Origin of the sequence: Methylophilus sp. Leaf408, assembly GCF_916856905.1 — a bacterium.
Taxonomy (GTDB): domain Bacteria; phylum Pseudomonadota; class Gammaproteobacteria; order Burkholderiales; family Methylophilaceae; genus Methylophilus.
In genome coordinates this window covers 959907-986493 of record NZ_CAKASK010000001.1, presented here as the reverse complement: position 1 = coordinate 986493, position 26587 = coordinate 959907, and the positions used below count along the sequence as shown (strand labels likewise).

Genomic DNA, 26587 nt, shown 5'->3' with positions numbered 1-26587 from the left:
CAGGGAGACTGGGCAAGCGCTGCATGTTAACCCAATGCGTCCAGTTTTTGCTGAGTCAGGTAAAACAGTTTGCCTTCAGGATCCAGACCTTTAAGCGCCTGCAGATAGGCTTCTTTCGCTTCTTTATCCTGTTTCTTTGCAATGTAGATATCACCCAGCATGGTGTTTTTCAGTCCATCAAATCCTTTGTCGTTGATAGCTTCAAGAGTTTTTTTGGCATCATCCAGTGCATTACGTTCGATTTGCAGACCTGCAATTTCAATCGCAGCCATTTGTTTGATAGCAGGTTCTTTGGCTTCAGCCATCGCCCAGTGCAATTGTTTTTCGGCGGCTTCATTTTGTTTCGCCTGATGCAAGGCGCGCGCTGCAAACAAAGCCGCTCTGCCTGCATAAGGTGTCATGCTGAAATCATTTTGTAATGCTTGTGCATCTTTAGAGATTTGCTCGGCTTTTTTGCTATCTACGTCGAGCAATGAAGTGCTGACCAGTGTTTGATAGGCAGTAGAGGCCGCTGTGGCTTTACTGTTCATCCAGGATTGGTAACCTTGCCAGCTGGCATAGGCAACGATAGCAACCAATACCAGGCGGATTGCCATCTTGCCGTTTTTGTTCCACCAAACTCTGAATTCGTCGAGTTGTTCCTGTTCTTCCAAATCGTACGCCATGATATTTTCCTGCTTATTTTTTAGTATGAGTGATTATGCGGTTGCTGCACGCAAGCCCTGACCGGGAATTGCGCTAAGTAATTGTTGTGTATAAATTTGCTGGGGTGCATTATAAATGTTTTCTACACTTCCTTGCTCAATTACTTTGCCTTTTTGCATGACCAGCACTTCATCTGCAATATGTCTGACCACCCTTAAATCGTGGGTAATAAACAGGTAACTCAGCCCCATTTCCTGTTGTAATTGTTTTAACAACAACAGGATTTGTGCCTGTACAGAGACGTCAAGTGCAGAAACCGGCTCATCACATACCACGAGCTTGGGTTGCAAAATCAAGGCACGTGCGATGCCTATGCGTTGCCGCTGACCACCGGAGAACTGGTGTGGATACTTTTGCGCATCTTCAGCTTTCAATCCTACTTTCTCAAGCATGTTGATGACTTCGTCTCGCTGCTGGCTGGCATTGCCGATACGGTGGATGACCAGGCCTTCACCGATAATGTCGCCTATCCGCATTCTGGGGTTGAGCGAGGCAAATGGATCCTGGAAGATCATTTGAATATCGCGGCGGGCAATACGCAAGGCAGATTTGTCCAGTGCCAGGAAATCTACCCCGTCAAATACCACTTGGCCGCTATCCAGCGGTAACAAGCGCAATATTCCACGGGCCAAGGTGGATTTTCCACTACCGGATTCACCGACAATCGCGAGTGTGGTACCGCGTTTCACTTGCAGGCTGACATCATCCAGTGCGCGAATGCTATGATTGCCTAACCCCAGTGCGCCAGTACGCTGGGTGTAAGTTTTTACCAGGTGATGTGCTTGCAGGATGAAATCAGACATATGCACTCCCTCAGGCAGGGGTTAACCAATCATAGGTCATAGGCTGCAGTGTTTTTTTACCTTCAGCGTCTGGTACACAAGCTAACAAGGCTTTGGTATACGGGTGTTGCGGGCTATGCAGTACCTGCTCTACGCTGCCCACTTCCACAATTTCACCCCTGAACATGACAATGACTTCATCGGCAATATCCGCCACTACGCCGAAATCATGCGTGATAAACAGCATGGCCATCTGCATACGGTCTTTGAGAGCTTTCAACAAAGCCAATACCTGTGCCTGAACCGTTACATCGAGTGCGGTGGTTGGCTCGTCTGCGATCAGTAAAGCCGGTTCACAAGCAATGCTCATGGCAATCATCACCCGTTGACGCTGGCCGCCAGAAAGCTCATCTGGATAGCTATTGGCACGGGTCGGGTCAATGCCTACTTGCTGCAATAAATCGGCGACTTTCTGTTTGAGTGCAACGCCTTTGAGCCCTAAATGGGTTTGCAATGGCTCACCGATTTGAAAGCCTACGGTCAACACAGGATTTAACGAGGTCATGGGTTCTTGAAAAATCATGCCTATTTGTCGGCCGCGTATGCTTTGCATGGCTTTTTCGCCCAGGGCTGTAATGTCTTGCCCCTGAAACAACACCTGGCCCTGCATATGTAATTGCGGAGAGAGTAATTTCATCACGCTCAGTGCAGTGAGGCTTTTTCCGCTACCGGATTCGCCGACAATACAGGTGGTTTTTCCGCGCGCTAATGACAGGGATACGTGATGCACCAGTTTTCGTTCCGGCGCATGGGCAGGATAGATACTTAACTGATCAATACGTAAGATTTCGTTCATGAAGCTATAAAAATACGCAATCGACTTTTCTGGATGCAGGCAACAACTTCGTTGAAAAGGATGTAAAAGAGTATGTAAATCTAGACATCCGTTTTCCTTGTGTTTCTCAAGCCGGTTGTACGATTAGCGGCACTTGCTCAATACTGACGCGGGTTTGTTCGCCCTGACCCAGCATAGGTTTCAAGCTGATTTCATCGGCAGCAGCTTCATCATCGCCGAAAATGGCAGCGAAGCGGGCACCGCTACGGTCTGCTTTTTTCATCTGTGATTTAAAGCTACCCCCGCCAGCATGCAGGACCACACTCAGCCCCATATTACGCAGGGTTTCCGCCATGGTAAAGGCTTTTTGTTCTGCCAGCTCACCCACGTTAACCAGGTAAATATCTGGCTGGTTCTGAGCGTTGATGCCGTATTCCTGCATTAGCAGAAATACACGCTCCAGGCCAATGCCAAAGCCACAGGCAGGGGTAGGGTTGCCACCAATACGCTCTACCAGGGTATCGTAGCGCCCGCCACCAGCGATGGTGCCTTGTGCACCCAGTTTGGTTGTCACCCATTCAAAAACGGTGCGGTTGTAGTAATCCAGGCCGCGTACCAGGCGATGATTAATGGTGTAAGCAATGCCGGACTGAGTAAGCAGGGCGCACAACTGTGCAAAATGTTGTTTAGACGTTTCACCCAGACCATCCATGAGTTTAGGCGCTGCCTCACACATGGCTTGCATACGCGGATTTTTGCTATCCAGTATGCGTAAGGGGTTATGGTGCAAACGCCGTTTTGCATCTTCATCCAACAGTTCTGCATGTTGCTCAAAATAGCTGATCAGTGTTTCGCGGTATTGCGCCCGCTCATCGGCATCACCAATGCTATTAATCTGTAATTCTACGTCTTGAATACCTAGCGCCTGCCACAAACGAGCCAATAGCACGATTTGCTCGGCATCTACATCCGGGCCCTCAAAACCAAATGCTTCAACACCGATCTGGTGAAACTGGCGCTGGCGGCCTTTCTGCACGTTTTCATGGCGGAACATGGGGCCCATATACCACAGGCGTTGCGGGCCGTTGTAAGTCAGGTTGTGCTCGACCACGGCGCGGACACAGCCTGCAGTGCCTTCCGGGCGCAGAGTGAGTTTGTCGCCGTTGAGCGCATCTTCCCAGGCATACATTTCTTTTTCGACAATATCGGTATGTTCACCCACACTGCGTACAAATAATTCCGTGGGTTCAACCACCGGCATGCGAATATTGTTGTAGCCATACTGGCTCAGGATTTTGCGTGCGGTATCTTCCAGTTTGAACCAGAGCGGGGTGGCTTCCGGCAAAATGTCATAGAAGCCTTTGATGGATTGGAATTTTTGGGTCATTGCTAACGCTTGTTGCTTGAATTATTGGGAGATGGCGACGATAGGAATCACGCTGGGTTTGCTTGCGCGCAATTTTCCGCCTTCTGCGTAATGTGCGCGCACATAGTCATCAACGATCAATTGGAATTCCTCGGCTATATGGTCACCTTTGAGGGTCACCGTTTTTTCCCCATCAACAAACACTGGCGCGACCGGTGTTTCGCCAGTGCCGGGCAAGCTAATACCGATGTTGGCCAGTTTGGACTCACCAGGGCCATTCACCACGCAGCCCATCACGGCTACATTCAATGATTCTACGCCCGGGTATTGGCTGCGCCAGACCGGCATCTGGTTACGTAACCAGGTCTGGATCTGCAAAGCCAGTTCCTGGAAATAAGTGCTGGTGGTACGTCCACAACCAGGGCAGGCAGTGACTAATGGGGTGAACGAACGAATGCCCATGGTTTGCAGGATTTCCTGCGCGACAACGACCTCTTTAGTGCGTGATTCGTTAGGTTCCGGTGTCAGGGATACGCGTATGGTATCGCCTATGCCTGATTGCAATAAAATCGCCAGCGCAGCGGTTGAGGCGACAATTCCTTTTGAGCCCATGCCTGCTTCGGTGAGCCCCAAATGTAAGGGATAATCGCAACGCTGGCCAAGGTCGGTATATACCTGCACCAGGTCCTGTACGTTGCTGACTTTGCAGGAAATGATAATCTGGTCGGGGCTCAGGCCCAGATCGATGGCCTGTTGCGCGCTTTCCAGCGCTGATTGAATAAGTGCTTCACGCATCAAAGCATCGGCAGATAACGGCTCGGCCAATTTGCCATTGTCATCCATCATTTGCGCCATCTTGGCTTGGTCCAGGCTACCCCAGTTCACACCAATACGTACAGCCTTTTTGTAATGGATGGCTGCCTCAATCATGGCGGCAAACTGTTCATCACGTTTACTGCCTTTACCGACATTACCAGGGTTAATGCGGTATTTAGCCAAGGCTTCTGCGCAATCGGGGTAAGCTTGCAGCAGCTTGTGGCCATTGAAATGGAAATCACCTACCAACGGCACATTGCAACCCAATGCATCCAGGCCTTTGCGTATGGTAGCGACCTGTGCGGCGGCTTCGGCGGTGTTCACGGTGATACGCACCACCTCAGAACCGGCCTGCCATAACTCGTACACCTGGCGGATGGTGCCTTCAGCATCTGCCGTGTCGGTATTGGTCATACTTTGTACAACCACCGGTGAGGATGTCGTGCCATAGAGGCCACCACCGACTGCGACATGGCCTATCATCACCTGGCGTGTATTTCGACGTGGTAGCATGTTTATTTCAGTTGAATACGCGCAACACGGCCACGTGTCGCCTGCGTCAAATCATAAGGTTGATTATCAATCGTCAGTTGCGTCCCCTGGGCGTGGCCGACAATGACGTTAACTGGTTTTTCAGCCGTCACATTGTGCTCGCTACCTGCTGTCAGCACTTCACTCAAGACTTTTTTACCTTGCATATCTTCGATGCGTACCCAGGAATCTTCAGTGACTTTAAATACCAGGACGGCTTTTTGCGGATCAGCAGATTTAAGCGTCGTGCTCTCTATAACATTGTTGGCAGCAGGGGTAGGGGTGCTGACAATCGTGCTATCAGAGGTTGATGAAGGTGTGCTTGCCGGTTCAGCAGCGATGGCTGGTGCAACTTCAGCCGGATTGCCAGCCGCAGGTTCTGTCGCTGGCAATGTTGAAGGTACAACAGTGGCTTCAGGCGCCGTTGTTGCATCAGCCGCTATGCCAGGTTGAACAGCAGGGTCAGTCATGGGTGCCGGAACATTAATTTCTTGGCCGGTAGTTTCACTGATTTCATCTACATCCAGCGCCAGAGAGGCATTCTTGAGCGCTTGCGGTTTGATATGGTTCACGTAAAAGTAAGCCAGAATCGCAGCCAGGATCAGAAAAATAAAAAACGTTAATATACGTTGCGGGCGAATAGCGCGCGCAGGCTTGTCAATAATAGACGGGCTGGCGTTAGATCTGACGCTCAGTGGCAAAGGTGCAGTGCTAGGGACCATGCGCTGATAGGCTTCCAGCACTGGCGCGACATCAATGTTCAACAACTTGGCGTAGTTGCGGATAAATCCGCGCACGATGCTGGGTTGCGGTAGTTTGTCAAAATCATCCTGTTCAATCGCCTGGATCTGCTTTGGACCGAGGCGCAGATGGCTGCATACTTCATGGATGCTGAGGCCTTGTGATTCACGAGCGGCTTTTAAAATATTCCCGCAGCCTGAGCCTGGAGTTAAAACCACAGGGGACTCTTCAGTGATGGGTGATTCGTTATCTGGTGAAGAAGGTTGCATGCTGTCATTATCGCCTGTAATTGCCGGTGAAAGCGTATCAAAAGTGTGGGTTTCAGCGCCGTTGCCTGAGCTTAGATCAGGCGTAGCCCCGGTCTCAACTTTGCGCTTGCGCCCACGTTTGGGTTTATCTGCCTGCTCTGCCTGTAGAGCGCTGACGTGATTTCTGTCTTCTGACGTCACTTGCATTTACTCCATTTTCAACAATTGTTTGGTTTCGTTGGAATTTGGAAACAATTTATGCAGTTGTACACTGTAATGATGCGCTTCATCCGGCATTTGTAAAGCACGGTAGATGCGGACGGCTAACAACAGTGATTCAGGGGTAGGGGCAACGCTGACACTATTCTGCAAAGTATTCATCGCGGCGGTGGCGTCGCCTCGGCCAAATTGTAAATTGGCTAATTGGTAAGCGCTGGCATGCGCCAAGGGATCAACTTGCAGTGCTTTGCTGAAATACGCCTCGGCTTGCGGTTTCTGTTTGCTGCGCAGGGCGCAGACGGCTGCATTGTAGTAAGCCACCTGCGGAGTTTTGTACAGTGGATTTTTAACCGCCAGCATGAATTCTTTTTGCGAATCCTCGTAACGGCCCTGGTCACACAAAAAGCGACCATAGTTGTTATGAGATTCTGAGTTAACCGGTTGTAATTGAATCGCACGCTGAAACGCCGCTTCAGCACGGGGTTTATCGCCTAAGGCTGCATATACCAGCCCTTGGCCGTTATAAGCCAGCGCATAGCTGGCACTACGTTCAATCGCTGTATTGAATTCTTCCAGTGCCACATCGTAGCGTTTGAGGCGGAAATATTCTGCACCAAGTTCGGTATGCACGCGGGCGGATTCCACATCGCCAGTTTCACGGCCGATGGGCTGCTGATCATAAGGCGCAGTATTGGCGCCGGTGGAAGGATTTTGCGCGCAACCGGCCAGCCACACGCATGCAGCCAGCAATATCAGTAAGTGTTGCGCAAAAAAATTCTTTTTCATGACTTATTGGCCAGATTGCAAAGCATCAGGCTGGATAGCACCAGATTGTATGGCGATGATTCTTTCTGTCCGGCGGGTTTTGTCGAGCACTTTGCCGGCCAGTTGACCACAAGCAGCATCAATATCCTCCCCACGGGTTTTGCGTACAGTGACTACGTAGCCAGCCTGCATTAACATATCACGAAACGCCCGCACCTGCATTGGTTTGGAAGTTCCGTAACCGCTATTCGGGAAAGGGTTGAACGGGATCAGGTTGAACTTGCATGGCACATTGCGCACTACGTCCAGCAATTGCCTGGCATGCTCAAGTGTGTCATTCACACCATCCAGCATCACATATTCAAAAGTGACAAAGTCACGAGGCGCTTTGACCAGATAGCGTTCACATGCAGCCATCAGCTCTTTAATTGGGTATTTTTTGTTGATAGGCACGATTTCATCACGCAAGGCATCATTAGGCGCATGCAATGATACCGCCAGCGCGACCGGACAATCTTCTTTCAGTTTATCCATAGCCGGCACCATGCCGCTAGTCGACAAAGTCACACGACGGCGGCTTAAGCCATAAGCACTGTCATCCAGCATGATCTGCATGGCAGTCACGACATTTTCATAATTGGCGAGCGGTTCGCCCATGCCCATCATGACCACATTGGAAATAATGCGGTCACTCGCGGGCAGCATGTTATAGCCTTCAGCCTGGCGTAAAGAGTGATTGGCTACCCAAAGCTGGCCAATAATTTCAGATACTGTCAGGTTACGGTTGAAGCCCTGGCGACCTGTGCTGCAAAAGGTACATTCAAGTGCGCAGCCAACCTGGCTGGAAATGCACAAGGTGCCACGGTCATCTTCAGGGATAAAAACGGTTTCTACACTGTTTGAAGTGCCGTCTTTCAGGTTGTTTGTACCGATAAGCCATTTGCGGGTACCGTCGTCGGAAACTTGTTCCAACTGTACATCTGGCAATCTAAATTCGGCTTCCTGGCGTAGTTTTTCACGCAGTACTTTAGCGATATCGGTCATCTGGTCGAGGTCTAGTACCCCGAAGTGATGCATCCAGCGCATGAGCTGCTTGGCGCGGAAAGGCTTCTCGCCGATACTGGTGAAGTACTCGGCGAGTTGCGGTTGGTTCAAATTCAGTAAATTAACCAAAATTCCATTTCTCGATTTCAATCATTGGCCTTCTGTATTATTCGCCTTTAATCATCAGGCTGCTAAATCAGTGCAGGCGTGCTAAAGAAATGATGACGCTTTGAAACATGAATCCATAAGGAAATCATTTTTTAGCAGGAAACGCCGTTTCCGGCGTCGATTCAATGATTATCCAAAGAAGTATTTGATTTCAATCGCCGCATTTTCCAGGCTATCAGAACCATGCACTGCGTTCGCATCAATGCTTTCAGCGAAGTCAGCGCGGATAGTGCCAGGGGCAGCGTCTTTAGGGTTGGTTGCACCCATCAGTTCACGATGTTTCAGGACGGCATTTTCGCCTTCCAGAGCCTGGATCATCACAGGACCGGAAATCATGAATTTAACCAGGTCGTTGAAGAAAGGGCGCTCTTTGTGAACAGCGTAAAAGCCTTCAGCTTCAGCTTGTGTCAATTGCGTGAATTTAGCAGCCACGATTTTCAAGCCAGCGTTTTCAAAACGTGTGTAAATTTGACCAATCACGTTTTTTGCAACGGCATCTGGTTTGATAATGCTAAGTGTACGCTCTAAAGCCATGAGAACTCCAATATAGTTAATTAACAAGAAAAATCAAACAGCTATTCTACTATTTTTAACGTGATTGATAAACCTTGATTACGGATTGTTTATGTATGAGTGAATCATTGATTCCCGGTAGCTTTATTTTCAATAGCCTAAATAACGCGCATTCCCCGCTTTATTTTTTCTATCCATCTAGTTTAGATGTTTGTATGATGTGATTGTTTTCAACGATGGCGTTAGTTTTTTCAGCGTAGACGAGAGATCTTTCCACATATGGTAAATACAGAACAGACTATGCATGCTTGCCCGGCGTGTGGCTTGTTATGCGACGATATTTCGGCGGATACAATTGCCAAACAGCAGTTTTCTTGTGGCAAGGCGGCGAAATTCTACGCCCGGTCTAGCTCTTTGAATGTGCAGCCTCAGGTTAATGGACAAGCTGTTTCCTTGGCGCAAGCGGTAAAAGCCGCGGCCGAATTGCTCCAGCAGGCACAATCGCCTTTGATCGCCGGTAGCAGTACTGATGTGCATGGCGCGCGTGCATTGGTCAGCCTGGCTAACCAGAGCGGTGCAGATATGACACACTTGAATGCAGATAGTACTTTGCGCAATATGAAAGTGTTGCAGCATAGAGGCTGGCAAACGACGACATTGACTGAAGTGCGCAACCGCGCGGATGTGATCCTCATGATAGGCACCGATGTGGTCACACACAATGCGCGTTTTTTTGAGCGCGTAGTATGGGTAGACGAAGCCATGTTTACCGAACCCTCAGCCCGGCAGATTATTTACCTGGGTGGCGATAAGCTCAAAACGCAGGCGGGTGTTTCGCCGGATGGCCGCGCACCGCAAGTGATAGCCTGTGCTTCCGAGCATTTGCCAGAAGTTGTTTCTGCCTTGCGCGCACTGGTTATGAACAAACCTGTGGCTGGCGAAAGTATTGCGGGTGTGCCAGTCAGCACCCTTGCCGCGCTGGCTGAAACACTAAAAGCCGCAAAATACGCTACCCTGGTCTGGGTGTCCAAAGACTTGCATTTCGAGCATGCAGAATTAACCATAGAAAATATTACCGAAACCGTGGTTGCCCTGAACCAGAAATCGCGCGCCATGGGCTTGTCACTAGGAGGCAGCGATGGTGATACCAGCGTGAATTACGCACATACCTGGCTCAATGGCGTGATTATTGATGCGCCTAACTGGCAAGACCATGATGCAGTCGTCTGGGTTAACAGTTTTAGCCCGGAAGCCATGCCGCCTGCCGAAGTTTCGCCAGTGATTATGCTGGGCGCAGCCGATAGCAAATTTATCACACCGCCAGCGGTGTTTATCCCGGTAGCCACACCAGGCCTGGATACTGGCGGCCAGCAATTCCGCGTCGATGGCTCGGTGACTTTGCCGCTGACAGCCGCCAAACCTTCTGATGTCCCTACTTTATCTAAAGTAGTTGCTTTGATTGAACAAGCCATAGCCAATGAAGGGAAGCAGGCATGATTACGTTGCTAAAAAATGCCAGGGTAATTGATCCTGCCCATCATAAAGATGGCGTACTGGAAGATATCTATATCCGTGATGGCCGCATTATCGCTAAGCCCGCCGAGACCGAGAAAATCGACCAGGCGCATGAATTGAACGGCAAAATTGTGATGGCTGGTGCGATCGATATGCACAGCCATATTGGTGGCGGCAAAGTGAATATTGCGCGCATGCTGCTCCCTGAATACCAGGATATGCGCCGCATGCAGGAACCTGAAGCGCATATTTGCGGTGCCAATTGCAGCCACCACGCAACGCCGAATACCACCGATACCGGTATGCGTTATATCGAGATGGGCTATACCGCAGCATTTGAGCCGGCGATACTGGCCGTAAATGCACGCCAGGCCCATATGGAAATGGGCGATACGCCCATGATCGATAAAGGCGGATACGCTATGTTGGGTAACGATGATTACCTGTTACGCCTGCTCAGCCAGAATGCCGACCAGAAAACGATTAATGATTACGTTGCCTGGACTTTGCATGCTACACAAACGATAGGCATCAAGGTGGTAAACCCGGGTGGTATCTCCGCGTTCAAGTTCAACGAGCGTCGCCAGGATCTGGACCAGCAGCACAGCCATTACCACATCACGCCGCGCCGTATTTTGCAGGCGCTGAGCCGTGCCGTGAATGACCTTGGTATCGCCAAACCATTACATGTGCACTGTAACAACCTGGGTGTAGCTGGCAACTTCCAGACTACCCTGGATACCATGGGTGCCAGTGATGGTTTGCCCATGCACTTAACGCATATCCAATTCCATAGCTACGGCACTGAAGGCGACAAGAAGTTTTCTTCCGCCGCCGCCAATATTGCGGAAGCGATCAATAAAAACAAACACATTACTGCCGATGTCGGCCAGATACTGTTCGGGCAGACCGTAACCGCCTCTGGCGACAACATGATGCAGCATTTGAACGCCAAAGTGGCTAACCCGAAAAAATCGGTGATTATGGATATTGAGTGCGATGCCGGTTGCGGTGTAGTGCCCTTCAAATACCGTGACGAAAATTATGTGAATGCCTTGCAGTGGGCGATTGGCCTTGAGGTGTTCCTGAGTGTGGATGATCCATGGCGTGTGTTCCTGACGACTGACCATCCAAACGGTGCACCGTTTACGACCTATCCGCATTTGATCCGCTTGCTGATGGACAAATCATTCCGTAATGATGCTTTCGATAAACTGAACCTGGATGCGCAGGCGATGAGTAACCTGAAAGCGCTGGATCGCGAATACACGCTTTACGAAATCGCCACCATGACACGTTCAGCGCCGGCCAAATTGATAGGCTTGCAAGACCGTGGTCATTTGGGCGTGGGTGCCGCCGCCGATATTACCGTTTATACCGAGCAGCCTGACAAAGAAGCCATGTTTAGCAAGCCTGACCTGGTGTTTAAGGATGGTGAACTGGTAGTGAAAGAAGGAAAAGTCATTAAAGTAGTATGGGGCGCTACCCATACTGCCAAGCCTGCATTTGACCTGGGCGTTGAAAAAGACATCAAGCAGTATTTTGATCGGTATCACACCATGCAAATGCAACACTTCAAAATCAGTAATGACCATATTGCGGAAGATGGCCGCAACCATGTCATTAACCATGTGCAGGGGGCATGATGGTTATTAACGGCGTAGAAATAGACGACACTTTTGCTGAAGCCTTCAATATGCGCGCCACGCGCGTATTGATCACTGCGCAAAATTTGCGCTGGGCTTACAACGCAGCCAATGCCATGACCGGTTTTGCTACCAGCGTGATCGGCTGTGGTGTAGAGGCTGGTATAGAGCGCGAACTGACTGAGAACGAAACGCCTGATGGCCGTCCTGGTGTCAGTGTGCTGTTGTTTGCAATGGGTAGTAAAGTGCTTATGCAGCAGCTCGAAACCCGTATGGGGCAATGTATCCTGACTTGCCCGACTGCGGCCGCCTTTGCGGGTATCGAGTCCGAAGATATGATCAGCCTAGGCAAGCATTTGCGCTTTTTTGGTGATGGTAATCAAATCTCCAAACAGATTCCCAATGCCGAAGGCAAGCTCAAGCGCTACTGGCGTATTCCGGTTATGGATGGCGAGTTTCTTACTGAGGAAACCACCGGCATGGTGCGCGCGATTGGTGGCGGTAACTTTCTGGTGTTAGGCACAAGCCAGGCGCAAGTGTTGACTGCGTGTGAAGCAGCGATTGATGCCATGCGCACTTTCCCGAATGTGATCATGCCGTTTCCGGGTGGCGTGGTGCGTTCAGGCTCCAAAGTTGGTAGCAAATATCCCAAAATGTTTGCCAGTACCAATGATGCTTTCTGTCCGACATTAAAAGGCGCGGTAAAAAGCGAGCTTGATCCGCGTGTAGAAAGTGTGATGGAGATTGTGGTGAATGGCCTGGCATTTGAAGATATTGCCGCTTCTATGAAAGCCGGTATTGAAGCTGCTTGCGGTTTGGGCAAAGAGAATGGCATTTTGCGTATTTCTGCCGGTAACTATGGTGGAAAACTGGGCCCGCATCACTTTAAGCTGCGTCCAATTTTAAGTGGGGAGGCCGTATGAGCCATATCGTCTTAACCGCCAAACCCGTCTCGCGCCAGATTGATTGCCGTGCCTTGTCGCCGCAAGCTTTGCAAGGTAAAACAGTCTCTGAAATTACCGCTATCAAACTGACCAAACATTTAACGGTGGGTGAAGTATTCGAGGTAAGCGTTGATAACAGTGTTGAAACATTGAAAGTCACCTTTAAAAAAACCGATTCACAGCATGCTTATATTGGTTTTGGCATGACTACTGGCCAGGTGATTGTTGAAGGGGATGCCGGCGATTTTCTGGGTGCACAACTCCAAAATGGAGTGCTCATCTGCAAAGGAAATGCTGGCGCACGTGCTGGTGATCGCATGCGCCGAGGCATGTTGCTGATTGAAGGGAATGTCGGAGACTATTGTGCTTCCGACATGATGGCGGGTACCTTGGGTGTGCTTGGCAATACCAGTGCTTATCTAGGTTACGGCATGAAACGCGGCACGCTTTTGCTGGCAAAAACACCTGCGGCACAAGCTACCTGGATTGATTGTGGGCCGCATAAATTACCATTCCTGAATATCCTTTATAAATCATTCAAATTGCTGGATAGCCGGTTTGCCGAGATTAGCAGTTTGCGTGTACACCGCTGGATGGGTGATATGGGCGGTTTGGGCAAAGCAGAAATTTTAGTGATTCAATAAATTTTTGATCTGGATCAATTATTATGAAACGGGCGCTAAGCCCGTTTTCTTTTTTGCACATTTCCCTTTTTCATTCAGCGGCTTAGGGTGGTAAAATGCGACTCTTTGAAACAAAGCTACTTCGCAAATGAGTCAATACCTTACCGCCGCACTCTACAAATTCGTTACCCTGGATAATTACAAAGACCTGCAACAACCTATCCTGGAACAATGCCTGATGCTCAGGATTAAAGGCACTTTGCTGCTGGCGAATGAAGGTATCAATGGCACCATTGCCGGTAAGCCGGAAGATATAAAAGCAATTTTGAATTACCTGCGTCAGGATCCGCGCCTGGCTGACCTTGAGCATAAAGAATCCTGGGCTGACACGCATCCTTTCTATCGCATGAAGGTCAAACTGAAAAAAGAAATCGTCACCATGGGCGTGCAGGGGGTAGACCCGAACGAGGTGGTCGGTACCTATGTGAAACCGGAAGACTGGAATGCGCTGATTTCAGACCCGGATGTTATTTTGCTGGATACGCGTAACGATTACGAAGTGCATATCGGTACTTTTAAAAATGCGGTTGACCCGAAAACTACCACCTTTCGTGAATTCCCCAAGTATGTCGCAGACAATCTGGATAAAACCAAGCACAAAAAAGTAGCCATGTTTTGTACCGGCGGGATCCGTTGCGAAAAAGCATCCTCCTTTATGAAGCAGCAAGGGTTCGAAGAGGTGTATCACTTACAGGGCGGCATCCTCAAATACCTGGAAACCGTGCCGAAAGAAGAAAGTTTATGGGAGGGCGATTGCTTCGTCTTTGATCAGCGCGTTGCAGTCAAACATGGCCTGGAAGTTGGTGATCATGACCAGTGCTACGCTTGTCGCATGCCGCTGACCAGTGAAGAAAAGTTGAGTGAGCAATACGAAGCAGGCATCTCTTGCCCTTATTGCTATGAAAAACTCACAGAAGACAAACGTGAATCGCTGCGTGAGCGTCAAAAACAGGTCAAGCTAGCCAAGGTGCGCGGACAAAGTCATATCGGGGACAAACAAAAGAATTAAACTGGCAAAATATAGTTGCCAAAGTGTAAATCCGCAAAGTCAGACTAGTTCCTGGTTAGTATTTATGTAAATATATGTCATGATACTTGCATGATATGTCAGTAGCCAATAGTTATTAGGCATAGCCCATTAATCCAAAGCTCGAGGAACATGAGACTGCGATGAAATGTCCTGCAATACTAGTCACTGAACAAGAACGATTAGCTGCTTTGTCAGAGCATGGCCTCGACAATGAAAGCCTGGTACCCAGTTTAGATCCTGTCGTACATATTGCTTCACGTATGTTTGGCATGCCAGTGGCCGCCGTGAACATCATAGGCAGCGACCAAGTGTTCTTTGCTGCCAGTTTGGGGATTGGTGAAGCGGATATGAGCCGCGATGTTTCATTCTGCGCGCATGCCATCAATCAGACGCAAGTCATGGTGGTGCCCGATGCAACGCTTGATGACAGGTTTTACGATAATCCCCTCGTCACCGGCGCAACCAACCTCAGATTTTACGCAGGTGTACCACTATTATCCCCAAATGGTTTGGCGCTGGGCGCACTCTGCGTGGTGGATAACCAGCCACATTTTAATTTTTCAGAAGAAGATCAGCGCCGCCTCAAAGAGTTAGCGCAAATGGTTTCTGACCGCCTGGAATTGAGGCGTATTGAAACTGCAAGTAACCGCAACCGCCCCAGTTTTGAAGAGTACGCCGGAAGCTCAGATTCACCAGTGGTTTGGTTTAACGAGCATCGCCAGATTGTTGCCTGGAACCGGGCGGCAGCCGACTCGCATGGTTATGAGGTGTTAGAAGGGATAGGCCAGCCGATCGATATACTTATCCCTGAGCGTGAACGTTTTGTTCTGAAAGATATTATAGATCGTGCTGTAGCAACAGGTTCGCTGGATTACCTGGAAACGCCAACAGAAATTTTTGGTTTGCGCAAAGACGGTACCGAGTTCCTGTTGGGCTTATCACTGTTCAGCTGGAAAGAAGCCGGCAAAATGCGTTTTGAAGCCATTTTGAAAGATATCACTGCACAGCGCATTGAAGAAACTGAGCTTCGCCAGCGCGCCAATATTGATGTACTCACCGGCTTGGCCAATCGCGGCAGGTTTTATCGCGTGGTCGAAGAAACATTGCTCATCCCCAAGCCGGCAGCTGTCTTCATCATTGACCTTGATGGCTTTAAAGACGTCAACGACACACTGGGCCACACGATTGGAGACAAAGTTCTGCAAGCCGTCTCGATGCGCATGTCTGCAGTGGTCAATGCACCTGGCCTCGTCGCCAGAATTGGCGGTGACGAGTTTGCCATCATCGTCCCGAATATTACCAATGCTGAAGAGGCACTGGCGTTTGCGAATGTATTGATTTCTCAAATTGCGCAGCCAATCATCATTAATGGTCACGAAATACGCGTTGCAGCAAGCTGTGGTGTAGCACTGGCACCTCTGCAAGCGCATGAAGCATTAGAGCTGGTCAGCAATGCAGACCTTGCCTTGTTTAAAGCCAAAAGCATAGGTGGGCGCGGGCGGGCGTTTCTGTTTACCTCAGCGCTACGGATGGAAGCCGTCACACGTCGCCTATATGCCATGGAATTGCACCGGGCGGTTGATGAAGGCGAATTTCTGCTCTATTACCAACCGCAAGTCAGTTTAGCCACTGGTGCCATTACCGGTGCAGAAGCCTTAATTCGTTGGCATCACCCCAAACGTGGCATCCTGGCACCGGCTGCATTCATGCAAGCGCTGGAAGGCGGGCCGCTGGCTGCAATCGTCGGCTCGTGGGTGCTTGATGAAGCATGTGCTCAAGTTTCATACTGGCGACGCCATGGCGCGAGCCATTTACGTATCGGCGTCAACCTGTTTGAAGCACAGTTCAGGGTAGGCAACTTGCTGGAAGAAGTCATGCAAACATTGGCCAAACATGGCTTGCCTCCCGAGGCTCTTGAGCTGGAAGTGACTGAGAATATTGCACTGGATAGCGATGAAGTGGTGCTTGAAACGCTGCGCAAGTTAAAAAGTTCTGGCGTAGGTATTGCTTTTGACGATTTTGGTACTGGCTATGCTTCTTTAAGTTTGCTCAAGACCTATCCTTTAACGCGCATTAAAATTGACCGCTCATTTGTGCATGGCATGCTGGAGCACAAGCAAGATGATTCAGTGGTTTGTGCCACGCTTGATATAGCGCACGGTTTTGATCTGCAAGCGATTGCAGAGGGCATTGAAACCCGCAGCCAATACAACTACTTAAGGGAGAAAAGCTGTGAGGAAGGACAGGGAAGCCTGTTTGGCAATCCTATGCCAGCCATGCAGTTTGCCCGTTTAATCGGCCTTAAAATTCTATCTTCGGCTGCATAACTTATGTGCGATTCGCTATTATCTGAATCAATGCAGCACTAAATAACATCGAGTGGACTAGCCACGCCGCGCCCGCCAATATTCACCACCTGCGTGTAAATCATGGTGGTGCTTATATCGGCATGACCCAATAACTCCTGCACAGTACGAATATCCTGCCCGCCCTGCAATAGATGGGTAGCAAAACTGTGGCGGAATGTATTGGGGGTCACTAATTTTTTAATCCCAGCCTGTTTCACCACCTTTTTAATTGCACGTTGTACAGTTTTTTCATCAGCATGATGGCGATAAATAGCCCCTGTTTGTTGGGTAACTGAAAGCCTGCTCGAAGGGAAAGCATATTGCCATGCCCAATCTTTACCCGCCTCAGGATATTTCCTGGCTAAGCTTGCTGGCATTCTGGTTTCGCCAAATCCTTTAGCAAGGTCTTCTTCATGTAATGACTGTACTTCCAGTAAATGCGCTTTCAACGGTTCAATCAGGCTAGCAGGCAACAGGGTAATGCGGTTTTTATACCCTTCAGTATCGCGTACAAAAATCTCAAGTTTGGCAAAATCAATATCGGTGACGCGCAGCCGCAAACACTCCATTACACGCAGGCCGCTGCCGTATAGCAAGCTGGCGATCAACCATATCGAGCCATTCAGGTTTGAAAGGATGGCCTGTACTTCGTGTTTGGTCAGGGTTATAGGCAGCGCTTTATGGGCTTTCACTTTCACCAGGTTTTCCATCACCGGTAATTCACGTTCCAGCACCTGTTCATATAAAAAACGCAGGGCGCTTTTGGCCTGGTTTTGCGTGCTGGCCGAAACTTTCTTTTCTTCAGCCAGATGGTTTAAATATGCCTCTATTTCTTCACCACCCATATCCCGTGGGTGACGTTTGTCATGGAAAGTAATAAACCGTTTAATCCACTGAATATAAGATTCTTCGGTGCGCTTGCTGTATTGAAGTGTCGTTAAACGCTCAGTAATGCTAGGGAAAAGCTTGGGCGGAGATGTTGATATAGGTGGGCTATCCATTTTTTAATCTCTACTATTAGGTGCACTAAATTTTATATATATATTGAAAAATATAACAATATGGTTAATGAAATTAATTGTAGACATGGATTTAAATAAAATTCAATGAAGATCATCAATTGAACCAGTTTTGAAATTTTTTTGTCATCATTAATGACTAATTTATGATCCTATATGAGTACCATCAAAGGTCACCGCGGAGGAGATATGGCAGCAAAAAATACAATTTGTCTATGGTTCGATGGCGATGCATTGGAAGCGGCAACGTTTTATGCCGCCACTTTCCCTGATAGCACGGTGGGTACGGTGCATTATGCGCCTGGCGATTACCCTTCAGGCAAGCAAGGTGGCATTGACGGTTGAGTTTACGGTAATAGGCATTCCTTGCCTTGGATTAAATGGCGGCCCGGTCTTTAAACATAATGAAGCCTTCTCTTTTCAGGTAGCTACTGATGATCAGGCCGAAACTGATCGTTTATGGAGCTCGATTGTGGATAATGGAGGCGAAGAAAGCGACTGTGGCTGGTGTAAGGACAAGTGGGGGATTTCGTGGCAAATCACGCCACGCGCATTAGTGGCTGCAATTACCGATCCGGACCGTGCTGCGGCCAAACGTGCTTTCGAAGCGATGATGCAGATGCAAAAGATTGATATCGCCACTATTGAAGCAGCTCGCCGCGGTTGATATCACTCTCAGCTTACTATGAGGATAGAGATAACTTTGTCGAGTAGGGTGGAGCAATTTGAATCTCCGCAACCTACCTGTTTCGCTATCAAGGGTGGACGTATAGGCATTCAGCCCGTACTATGCAGACAAAGTTAAATAATGTTGGCGAGGTTATTATGGCAATTCAGTTTTTACCTATTATCAAGGCGTTGGCGCCGTATATCGCGCAAGTAGCCACTTCTGCTGTGCCTGCCTTTACTTCCAAATCTGAAGCGGCTGCCAAGGTTGACCCTTTGCTGGCCAAGCAAATTCAAGAGCTTCAGGCTGCGGCTGTGCAGAATGCAGAATCAATACATGTGCTAGCCGAAAAAATGCAGCAGGCAATCCAGCAAATTGAAGCGGCTGCGCAAGTGGCAAACAAACAAGTAGCTGCTTATAAAACCATGCTGTTTGTTTCTTTTGGCTTGTCTATCGCTGCCGTTTCAACATGCATATACATCCTGACCAGATAAGTAAACGATGAAACCTTCGATCGCTATGATTACGCTAGGCGTAGATAACTTGGAAGCCTCGCTCAGGTTTTATCGCGATGGCATGGGGTTAGCGACTGAGGGGATCATGGGAACAGAGTTTGAACATGGTGCCGTGGTGTTTTTTGAACTGAAAGGTGGCTTGAAGCTGGCACTCTGGCCGCGGGACAGCCTTGCACATGATACAAAGCTGCCAGTTTTACCTTCAAGCCCGACTAGCTTTGCGATTGCACACAACGTCGGTTCAAAAGCAGAGGTTGATGAAGTCATGGCGCAAGCCAGCAAAAGTGGTGCATCCGTCACCAAGCCTGCACAGGATACTTTCTGGGGCGGTTATGGAGGCTACTTTCAAGACCCGGATGGACATCTTTGGGAAGTGGTCTGGAATCCTGATTGGCAGATTGAAGCTTAAACTTCCCAGGAGCCATCTTTGGCATTTAGCGCACATGGGGAATATATCAAAAGCCTGAGTCCTGAGATTCAGGCTTTAATGCTTTCTATCCAGGAAAAAGTCGAGACCTTGCTACCGGAAGCAATGCGTTGTATCAGCTATCAAATACCTGCATTCCGCGCCAATAAACATGTATTTTTCTATTTCGCAGCATTCAAGCAACACATCGGCATCTATCCTCCTGTCACCAAGGTTTAGCATTAATCAATGTATTGCAAGCCTACCGTGGCAAAAAAGGCAATTTATCTTTTCCACTCGATCAGCCATTGCCGCTGGAGTTGATAGGGCAGGTAGCCATGGCTTTGTACCGTGAATATGAGGCAGGTACACGTAAGGGATGAGCTTGATTTATACTTGAGTCATACAAGCAATTCACTAGATAGGCTCACCTCATCATGACCAACCTGAAAGTTACAGAAATCAAGGCATTCGTTCCGGCCCAAGACTTTGAATTATCCAGGCAGTTTTATCAGGATATTGGGTTCACCATGGCCTCAGAAGGTGGCGGTATCGCTTATTTCCACTTTGGGAATTCGAGTTTTTTACTGCAAAATTTTTGTGCTGAGGGTTTTGCCGAAAATTTCATGATGCATCTGCTGGTGGAAGACGTTGACGCATGGTGGCAGAAAGTAGAGAAAAGCGGTGTGGTCAATAAATACGGCGTAAAACTTTGGCCGATAGAACTACAGCCATGGAAAATGCGCGATTTTTGTATCACCGATCCTTCAGGTGTGCTGTGGCGCATTGGTCAGAATGTTGATTAGCAAACAAGGGCAGTGTGATGATCAATGACTGGTTTTTCTGGGCAGCACTTTCAGCCTGCTTTGCGGCCCTCACAGCTATTTTTGCTAAAATCGGTATCACCGGCGTTGATTCTGATTTCGCTACTTTGATCCGCACGCTGGTCATCACCGCCGTGCTTGCACCCTTCGTCTGGTTTGCAGGTAAATGGAGCAATCCGTTCACCATGCCGGCGCGCTCATTATTATTCATAGGCTTATCCGCTGTCGCGACAGGAGCCTCCTGGATATGTTACTTTCGCGCGCTGCAATTGGGCGAAGCTTCGAAAGTGGCGCCAGTCGATAAATTCAGCCTGGTGCTGGTCGCGTTATTTGCCTTCCTGTTCTTGGGCGAACGCCTTTCTGCGCGAGAGTGGCTAGGTGTCGCGTTGGTAGCTATGGGGGTACTGGTGCTGGCGTTTAAACGTTAAGCTGTTGAGTGTCTTGGTAGACGGTATTGCAGATATTTTTCATAGAGTAGGCATCACAGCCCCACAAGCAAAAGTTTGCGCCGATGTCAAAATTGATAACTGGAATTAATGGTAACGTTGTCATGGAATACATATGTTACGTGGATTGATTTACGGCCTGGCCATTTTGCACCTTGGGCCAGGTTTTGCATTTGCGGTAGTGGCTTTTGGCTGTGATACTGTTAACCCCCTATTGGGTGAAGTTTGCCAGCAGGATACTTTTGCAGCATTTATTAAACTGACACTAGTGGCATGGTTAGTGATGATTGCTGCATTATTACTGAAAATAATGATTACAAATTGGATGAATAAAAAATAATATATTATTGATTTATATAATAAATTTAAAATTTATATAATCGTTTTATAAACTTTTTTCTGTACTTGCGACTCGTATGTAAGTATAAGAATGGAGAACCTTGTTTTGCTTTATCAACCTCATCGATTGTTAATCCGACCACTTTTAAAATCCACATTATTTACCCTCTGTTGGCTAATACTCAGCTGGAATATGCTTGCACCGAATGTACAGGCTGCTGATGATGTGGTGCCAAGATTACTGCTATCCGGCAGTGAAGCTGCGCAAGCGGATAAAGATGCTAACAAAGAGCCTGAGCCGCCAAGAATCAGCTCGGTGTTTGGCACACAACCCCTAAAAATTTATAAGCTCCCTTTTGAAGACCAATATCCAAGTGGACCGTTTGAGCGCCTGGATAAACATTTATTTTTGTTTATCAGCAAGTGTGGTGATGTATATTTTGTTCGCCAGAATGAAACCATGGAGCTGGTTAAGCCCGGCAAGCAATTGGCAAAATTTATACCTGGCGGTGATACTTCGGCAGATGAGAGCAGCAGCAAGCAACTCGTTTATTGCAAAGAGCTTTCTGGCGTCAAAGACTCACTGCTGATTGGCAAAACCCTCTATGTCGCCTATACGGCCTGGGATGAAGTAACCAACGGTGTGCGCCTGGCAGTGAGCGAGTTTGCGGTGGATGTTGAAAATAGCGAGGTTAGCTTTGACCGCGAGATTTATATCAGCCGACCAGCCATTAAAGAACCGATTCTCGGTCACCAGGTGGGGGGCAAGCTGGTGTTGGGGGAAAATGAACGTACCTTGTACTTAAGCATAGGTGATTTTTCCAAACCTGACCGCGTGCAGGACAAAACTACTTCTCTTGGTAAAGTCATGCGTATTGACTTGCAGCGTTTGAATACAGAAGTATATGCCACCGGTTTCCGCTCACCTTCAGGCGGCCTGTTTTACGACAGGGAAAGTAATGAGTTGTGGTTAACCGATCACGGTCCGCGTGGTGGGGATGAGATCAACCTGATTAAGCGTGGCAAAAACTACGGCTGGCCAATAGTCAGCTATGGCACGATTTATGAGCGTGATGGCATGAGTGGCTACTACGGCAACAAATTTAATAGCCACGAGGGACATGAGAAGCCGCTGATGACATTTGTGCCTTCGATTGGGATCGGCCCACTCGCAAAATATCCGAAAACCGGTCGCAACGATTTCTGGGATAACGATTTTTTTGTCGCCGGTATGGGGAATACCACTTTGTACCGCGTTCGCCGTGAAGGCACGACGCTAGTATATGCAGAGCCGGTATTAAGTGATTACCGAATACGAGCCATCCAGATTGATGCTAATGGCACTTTTTACCTGAAAACTGACCATAATCAATTGCTTATTTCAGAGCAGGAGTAATTTTTATGGATGCTGCGCTGCAACCTGGCCTGAGATATCAGCACCAGTTCCTGGTACCTGTTTCAAAAACTGTTCCGGCGTTATACCCGGAATCCGAAGAGTTTCAGGTGATGCCGGAAGTGTTTGCAACAGGTTTTATGGTTGGCTTTCTGGAATGGGCATGTATCAAGGCGATACAGCCTTATCTTGATCAGCCACATGAGCAAACTGTGGGCACGCATATCAATGTCAGTCATCAGTCGCCTACGCCACCTGGATTAACCGTCACTGCTACTGTTGAGCTCATCGAAATAAATGATCGAAAATTAGTATTCAAGGTTGAAGCGCACGATGACATTGACCTGATTGCTACAGGCACCCATGAGCGTTTCGTGGTTCTCAAAGACAAATTTGATGCGAAAGTTGCAGCCAAGAAAGCTTTGCTGCAACAAACCAATAAGGCATAAAAGTTGATTAAAACGTTTTTGTTGTTTGCACTGACCGCAGTGGCTGAAATTGTAGGATGCTATCTGCCTTATCTCTGGTTGAAAGAAGGGAAAAGCATGTGGTTGCTGGTGCCTGCAGCCATCAGCCTGGCTGTGTTTGCGTGGCTGCTGACATTGCATCCTGCGGCAGCTGGACGTATCTACGCGGCTTATGGTGGTGTTTATATTGGCGTGGCAATCATCTGGCTGTGGCTGGTAGAAGGTATACGTCCGACCGGGTGGGATATAGTCGGCGCCGGTGTGGCAATGTTGGGAATGGCTATCATTATGTTTTCACCAAGACAACTCTGAAGTCAATTTTCTCTACCAGGCTGCTAGTTATATTTAAGATAATAAATTTTGCGCTTACTTATTCTTTTATGGACGTTACCCACCACGCTGATCGGGATGCTGGCTGCAGGAGTCTGGATGTTATTTGGCGCAAAAGCACGTCTTGCACATGGTGTAGTCGAGGTGCATGGCGGCAGGTTCGCATACTGGATGATGCGTCGCGGATTCGCGGCGATGACGCTTGGGCATGTAATATTGGGTTTCTCAGCCGCAAGACTTGAGCAACTACGTCCGCATGAACATGTACATGTGCGGCAGGCTGAACGTTGGGGGATTCTGTTTATCCCGGCTTATTTGTTAGCGGGACTTTGGCAGGGGTTGAGAGGGCGGCATATTTATTATGACAATCCTTTTGAGCTGGAAGCTTTCGCGATGGATGCACTGGTAGCAAAGACCAACACCCATAAAAAGGTTTGAGTCACTACCAAACAAAAAAAGCGCCATAAGATTGGCGCTTTTCGGTATCCGGCGAGACTTTAATCAAAATTACTGGTACAGGCTTTCCCAGAATTTCCACCAGACTTTTTCGTCTTCGTTGATTTTTCCGGTAATCATAGGATTTTCCGGATAGTTTGTTTTGAGTACACGCAAGGTGTCCTCTTTAAGGTCATCGAGGCCCATAGCGTCGTAAGCGCTGATCATCGTTACCAGTGCTTCTTCAACAGCACTTGAGTTAGGATAGGTTTCCAATACATATTTGGTGCGGTTCACCGCTGCGACATACGCTTTACGTTGCATGTAATAACGGGCTACGTGCATCTCATGCATAGCCAGTGTATTGACCAGGAAAATCATACGCTGCGTGGCATCTTTCACATAGCGGCTATTGGGAAAGCGTTCGACCAGTTCCTTAAACGCATTGAATGACACGCGCAATGTTTTCGGGTCGCGATCATTGATTTCCTGTTTGGTGTATTTTTCGATAACGCCGCGTTCGTTAAAGGTGGCCAGGCCTTTCAGGTAATAGGCATAGTCGAGGTTAGGGTGGTTCGGGTGCAGTTTGATAAAGCGGTCAACGGCAGAAAGGCATAACACCGGTTCGCTTTTCTTGTAATAAGCATAGGCCACTTCAAGTTGCGCCTGGGTGGCATAAGCACCGTGCGGATAACGCGCTTCCAGCTTTTGGAAGTACTCGATCGCCTTATCGTAGTTTTTATCCACCATTTTTTCTTGGCCGGCAGCGTACAGGCGTTGCTCAGGCCAGCCTTTTGTTTCATCAAGCGGATTGGGATCACCAAAAATAGCGCAAGCGCTTAAGGTAAGCGCGGCGATGAAAATAAAAGCACGCGTGAGCAGGGCGTTAAGCGGTAAAATGCGAAGCATGTTGTTCAATATCGTTATATATAAGGAAACTCAGGGCATTATAACTGATGCCGTTTGAAAATATGAAAGAAAGCGCTTCCTTACAGCTGGTCGTGCCTACCAACCTTGGTGGGCAGCGGCTGGATCTGGTGTTGCAGCAAATGCTGCCTGACCATTCACGTAGCCGGTTACAAGGCTGGATCAAAGAGGGCCTGGTATTGCTCGATGGCAAAGCGCCTACCGCCAAAACCAAAGTATGGGGTGGCGAGAACATTACCGTCACGCCACCAGTGAATGCGCAAGACAACGCATTTGAACCCGAAGATATTCCGCTGGATATCGTCTATGAAGATGATGCCCTGATCGTGATCAACAAGCCTGCCGGCCTGGTGGTGCATCCTGCTGCAGGGAACTGGAGCGGCACCTTACTGAATGCTTTGCTGTTCCACCGGCCGCAACTTAAAGAGGTGCCACGTGCTGGTATTGTGCACCGGCTGGATAAAGATACCAGCGGCTTGCTGGTAGTGGCGAAAACACTAGAGGCGCAAACCAGCCTGGTGCGCCAGTTACAGGCGCATACGGTCAAGCGTGAATACCGTGCGATTGTCTGGGGCCAGCTCTGGCGCAACGGTAAGGTAGATCAGCCCATCGGGCGCCATCCACACCAGCGCGTCAAGATGGCGGTGATACGCCGCGGTAAGTCTGCTGTGACGCATTACCAGGTATTGGAACGTTTTGGGACCAATACCTATCTGCGCTGCAATCTAGAAACCGGGCGCACGCACCAGATCCGCGTGCATTTACAGCATTTAAAAGCGCCCATGGTGGGCGATCCCTTGTACGGCATCGGCAATATCATCCCGCATAAAATGATGTCCACAGAATTGCGTGCGGTGATTGGTGATTTCAAACGCCAGGCCCTGCATGCCATTAAACTGGGCCTGACGCATCCGGTAACCAATGAACACATGGAGTGGCAAATTGAGCTGGCGGATGATATGCGTGCTTTGCTCGAGGCCATGCGTGCCACCGAAGTGCCAGATGAACCCTTATCACCAGTTGACCTCAATGTTGACGAAAACGGATTGTTTATTGGTGACGATGATGAAGACTGGGGCGATGAAGATCTTGAGGACGACCTGGAAGATAGTGAAGAGTGGGATGATGAAGCGCTGATAGCGGACGAGGATGATGCATAAACCCGAATTTATCATTCCTGATTGGCCTGCGCCTGCGAACGTTAAAGCGTTACAAACGACGCGGGCAGGGGGTATCAGCACTGGCAGCTATGCCAGCCTGAACCTGGGTGATCATGTTAAAGATAATCCATTACACGTGGCGCACAACCGCCAGTCATTAAGCCCGTTTTTACCGACGGAACCGGTCTGGCTGCAGCAGGTGCATGGCATACGCGTAATTGATGCCAGCACTTCGAGTTGCCTTGAAACTGCTGATGCCAGTTTTTCAACGCGCAAAGAAGTCGTTTGCGTGACAATGACCGCAGATTGTCTGCCGGTGTTGCTTTGTGATAAAGCTGGCACTGTCGTTGCCGCCATTCATGCCGGCTGGCGCAGTCTTTGTGATGGTGTCATTGAAGCTGCCGTTGAAGTGATGCCAGGTGAGGCAAGTCATTTAATGGCATGGCTAGGCCCTGCAATTGGTCCGGAAGCCTTTGAAGTCGGCGGTGAAGTGCGGCAACAGTTTATATTGCATGACGCGCAAGCAGAAGCTGCATTCCGTCCTCATGGCAATAAATGGCTGGGTGATTTGTATACCATCGCCAGGCAACGCTTGCAGAGTTCAGGAATTACCCGTATTTATGGTGGCGGAAGATGCACCTATACTGAACCTGAATCTTTCTTTAGCTTCAGGCGCGATGGAGATACCGGACGCATGGCGACTTTCATCTGGCTGGAATAATCCCCCAGCTTTGCCACATAGCCATTATTCGCAATACAA

General features: G+C 48.8%; 30 protein-coding genes and 1 pseudogene. 20 read left to right on the top strand and 11 right to left on the bottom strand.

The annotated features are described in order from the left end of the window. Positions 1-26: 26 nt before the first annotated feature. From LPA26_RS04410 to ndk, 9 genes are all read right to left on the bottom strand, one after another. Positions 27-665, bottom strand: coding sequence for a tetratricopeptide repeat protein (locus tag LPA26_RS04410; RefSeq protein WP_229007476.1), 639 nt, complete (start codon positions 663-665; stop codon positions 27-29). Between the two features lie 33 nt (positions 666-698). Continuing rightward, positions 699-1508, bottom strand: a complete 810-nt coding sequence (locus LPA26_RS04405) for an ATP-binding cassette domain-containing protein (protein WP_229007475.1) — start codon at positions 1506-1508, stop codon at positions 699-701. Positions 1509-1518: 10 nt separating this feature from the next. Further along, positions 1519-2343: an ABC transporter ATP-binding protein gene (locus LPA26_RS04400; protein WP_229007474.1), complete on the bottom strand. Its 825-nt coding sequence runs from the start codon at positions 2341-2343 to the stop codon at positions 1519-1521. Positions 2344-2449: 106 nt separating this feature from the next. Next, the gene (hisS, locus tag LPA26_RS04395; RefSeq protein ID WP_229007473.1) at positions 2450-3709 is read right to left on the bottom strand and encodes a histidine--tRNA ligase; all 1260 of its coding nucleotides are present in this window, start codon (positions 3707-3709) and stop codon (positions 2450-2452) included. Positions 3710-3730: 21 nt separating this feature from the next. Further along, complete coding sequence (ispG, locus tag LPA26_RS04390; protein ID WP_082487944.1) at positions 3731-5017, bottom strand: flavodoxin-dependent (E)-4-hydroxy-3-methylbut-2-enyl-diphosphate synthase; 1287 nt, start codon at positions 5015-5017, stop codon at positions 3731-3733. A gap of 2 nt (positions 5018-5019) precedes the next feature. Further along, positions 5020-6231 (bottom strand): RodZ domain-containing protein, encoded by a 1212-nt coding sequence (locus LPA26_RS04385; protein ID WP_229007472.1) that lies wholly within the window; start codon positions 6229-6231, stop codon positions 5020-5022. Further along, complete coding sequence (gene pilW, locus LPA26_RS04380; protein WP_229007471.1) at positions 6232-7029, bottom strand: type IV pilus biogenesis/stability protein PilW; 798 nt, start codon at positions 7027-7029, stop codon at positions 6232-6234. A gap of 3 nt (positions 7030-7032) precedes the next feature. Continuing rightward, the gene (gene rlmN, locus LPA26_RS04375) at positions 7033-8181 is read right to left on the bottom strand and encodes a 23S rRNA (adenine(2503)-C(2))-methyltransferase RlmN (RefSeq protein WP_055825384.1); all 1149 of its coding nucleotides are present in this window, start codon (positions 8179-8181) and stop codon (positions 7033-7035) included. Between the two features lie 168 nt (positions 8182-8349). Continuing rightward, positions 8350-8754 carry a nucleoside-diphosphate kinase gene (ndk, locus tag LPA26_RS04370; protein ID WP_055825381.1) on the bottom strand — a complete coding sequence of 135 codons (405 nt, stop codon included), beginning with the start codon at positions 8752-8754 and terminating at the stop codon, positions 8350-8352. Between the two features lie 258 nt (positions 8755-9012). Between ndk and LPA26_RS04365 the strand changes: the two genes are divergently transcribed. From LPA26_RS04365 to LPA26_RS04340, 6 genes are all read left to right on the top strand, one after another. Next, a complete protein-coding gene (locus tag LPA26_RS04365) occupies positions 9013-10230 on the top strand; it encodes a formylmethanofuran dehydrogenase (RefSeq protein WP_229007470.1) in 1218 nt (405 codons plus the stop codon). Next, positions 10227-11894, top strand: coding sequence for a formylmethanofuran dehydrogenase subunit A (locus tag LPA26_RS04360; RefSeq protein ID WP_229007469.1), 1668 nt, complete (start codon positions 10227-10229; stop codon positions 11892-11894). The genes LPA26_RS04365 and LPA26_RS04360 overlap by 4 nt, the downstream gene beginning before the upstream one ends. Further along, on the top strand, positions 11894-12817 hold the full coding sequence (gene fhcD, locus LPA26_RS04355) for a formylmethanofuran--tetrahydromethanopterin N-formyltransferase (RefSeq protein WP_055825372.1): 924 nt from the start codon (positions 11894-11896) through the stop codon (positions 12815-12817). The genes LPA26_RS04360 and fhcD overlap by 1 nt, the downstream gene beginning before the upstream one ends. Next, positions 12814-13482 (top strand): formylmethanofuran dehydrogenase subunit C, encoded by a 669-nt coding sequence (locus tag LPA26_RS04350; protein ID WP_229007468.1) that lies wholly within the window; start codon positions 12814-12816, stop codon positions 13480-13482. The genes fhcD and LPA26_RS04350 overlap by 4 nt, the downstream gene beginning before the upstream one ends. A 127-nt stretch (positions 13483-13609) precedes the next feature. Then, on the top strand, positions 13610-14530 hold the full coding sequence (locus LPA26_RS04345) for a rhodanese-related sulfurtransferase (protein WP_055866765.1): 921 nt from the start codon (positions 13610-13612) through the stop codon (positions 14528-14530). A gap of 161 nt (positions 14531-14691) precedes the next feature. Next, a complete protein-coding gene (locus tag LPA26_RS04340) occupies positions 14692-16878 on the top strand; it encodes a bifunctional diguanylate cyclase/phosphodiesterase (protein WP_229007467.1) in 2187 nt (728 codons plus the stop codon). A gap of 38 nt (positions 16879-16916) precedes the next feature. On the opposite strand, the gene LPA26_RS04335 is transcribed toward LPA26_RS04340, so the two are convergent. After that, complete coding sequence (locus LPA26_RS04335) at positions 16917-17900, bottom strand: integron integrase (RefSeq protein ID WP_229007466.1); 984 nt, start codon at positions 17898-17900, stop codon at positions 16917-16919. Between the two features lie 207 nt (positions 17901-18107). Here LPA26_RS04335 and LPA26_RS04330 point away from each other — a divergent pair. The 12 genes and pseudogenes from LPA26_RS04330 to LPA26_RS04280 all read left to right on the top strand — a co-directional run bounded on the left by LPA26_RS04330 (position 18108) and on the right by LPA26_RS04280 (position 23743). Then, positions 18108-18585, top strand: a pseudogene (locus LPA26_RS04330) (VOC family protein). Positions 18586-18743: 158 nt separating this feature from the next. Further along, on the top strand, positions 18744-19079 hold the full coding sequence (locus LPA26_RS04325) for a hypothetical protein (RefSeq protein ID WP_229007465.1): 336 nt from the start codon (positions 18744-18746) through the stop codon (positions 19077-19079). Positions 19080-19086: 7 nt separating this feature from the next. After that, positions 19087-19509 (top strand): VOC family protein, encoded by a 423-nt coding sequence (locus tag LPA26_RS04320; RefSeq protein WP_229007464.1) that lies wholly within the window; start codon positions 19087-19089, stop codon positions 19507-19509. 18 nt (positions 19510-19527) lie between these two features. Beyond that, positions 19528-19746 carry a hypothetical protein gene (locus tag LPA26_RS04315; protein WP_229007463.1) on the top strand — a complete coding sequence of 73 codons (219 nt, stop codon included), beginning with the start codon at positions 19528-19530 and terminating at the stop codon, positions 19744-19746. A 14-nt stretch (positions 19747-19760) separates the two neighbouring features. Continuing rightward, complete coding sequence (locus LPA26_RS14280; protein WP_255658951.1) at positions 19761-19889, top strand: hypothetical protein; 129 nt, start codon at positions 19761-19763, stop codon at positions 19887-19889. Between the two features lie 54 nt (positions 19890-19943). Further along, entirely contained in the window at positions 19944-20312 is a 369-nt protein-coding gene (locus LPA26_RS04310; RefSeq protein ID WP_229007462.1) for a VOC family protein, read from the top strand. A gap of 14 nt (positions 20313-20326) precedes the next feature. Next, entirely contained in the window at positions 20327-20758 is a 432-nt protein-coding gene (locus LPA26_RS04305) for an EamA family transporter (protein WP_229007461.1), read from the top strand. Between the two features lie 133 nt (positions 20759-20891). After that, positions 20892-21116 carry a hypothetical protein gene (locus LPA26_RS04300; protein WP_055866742.1) on the top strand — a complete coding sequence of 75 codons (225 nt, stop codon included), beginning with the start codon at positions 20892-20894 and terminating at the stop codon, positions 21114-21116. Positions 21117-21308: 192 nt separating this feature from the next. Further along, a complete protein-coding gene (locus LPA26_RS04295; RefSeq protein ID WP_229007460.1) occupies positions 21309-22511 on the top strand; it encodes a PQQ-dependent sugar dehydrogenase in 1203 nt (400 codons plus the stop codon). Between the two features lie 5 nt (positions 22512-22516). Continuing rightward, the gene (locus LPA26_RS04290) at positions 22517-22957 is read left to right on the top strand and encodes a thioesterase family protein (protein WP_229007459.1); all 441 of its coding nucleotides are present in this window, start codon (positions 22517-22519) and stop codon (positions 22955-22957) included. Positions 22958-22960: 3 nt separating this feature from the next. Next, complete coding sequence (locus tag LPA26_RS04285) at positions 22961-23287, top strand: YnfA family protein (protein WP_229007458.1); 327 nt, start codon at positions 22961-22963, stop codon at positions 23285-23287. 48 nt (positions 23288-23335) lie between these two features. Further along, entirely contained in the window at positions 23336-23743 is a 408-nt protein-coding gene (locus LPA26_RS04280; protein ID WP_229007457.1) for a hypothetical protein, read from the top strand. 69 nt (positions 23744-23812) lie between these two features. Here the strand turns inward: LPA26_RS04280 and LPA26_RS04275 are convergent, their stop codons facing one another. Next, on the bottom strand, positions 23813-24649 hold the full coding sequence (locus LPA26_RS04275; RefSeq protein ID WP_055825328.1) for an outer membrane protein assembly factor BamD: 837 nt from the start codon (positions 24647-24649) through the stop codon (positions 23813-23815). 47 nt (positions 24650-24696) lie between these two features. Here LPA26_RS04275 and rluD point away from each other — a divergent pair, with 47 nt between their 5' ends. After that, the gene (gene rluD / locus LPA26_RS04270) at positions 24697-25827 is read left to right on the top strand and encodes a 23S rRNA pseudouridine(1911/1915/1917) synthase RluD (RefSeq protein ID WP_055866731.1); all 1131 of its coding nucleotides are present in this window, start codon (positions 24697-24699) and stop codon (positions 25825-25827) included. Beyond that, a complete protein-coding gene (gene pgeF / locus LPA26_RS04265; protein ID WP_229007456.1) occupies positions 25817-26548 on the top strand; it encodes a peptidoglycan editing factor PgeF in 732 nt (243 codons plus the stop codon). The genes rluD and pgeF overlap by 11 nt, the downstream gene beginning before the upstream one ends. The last annotated feature ends 39 nt before the right edge of the window (positions 26549-26587 follow it).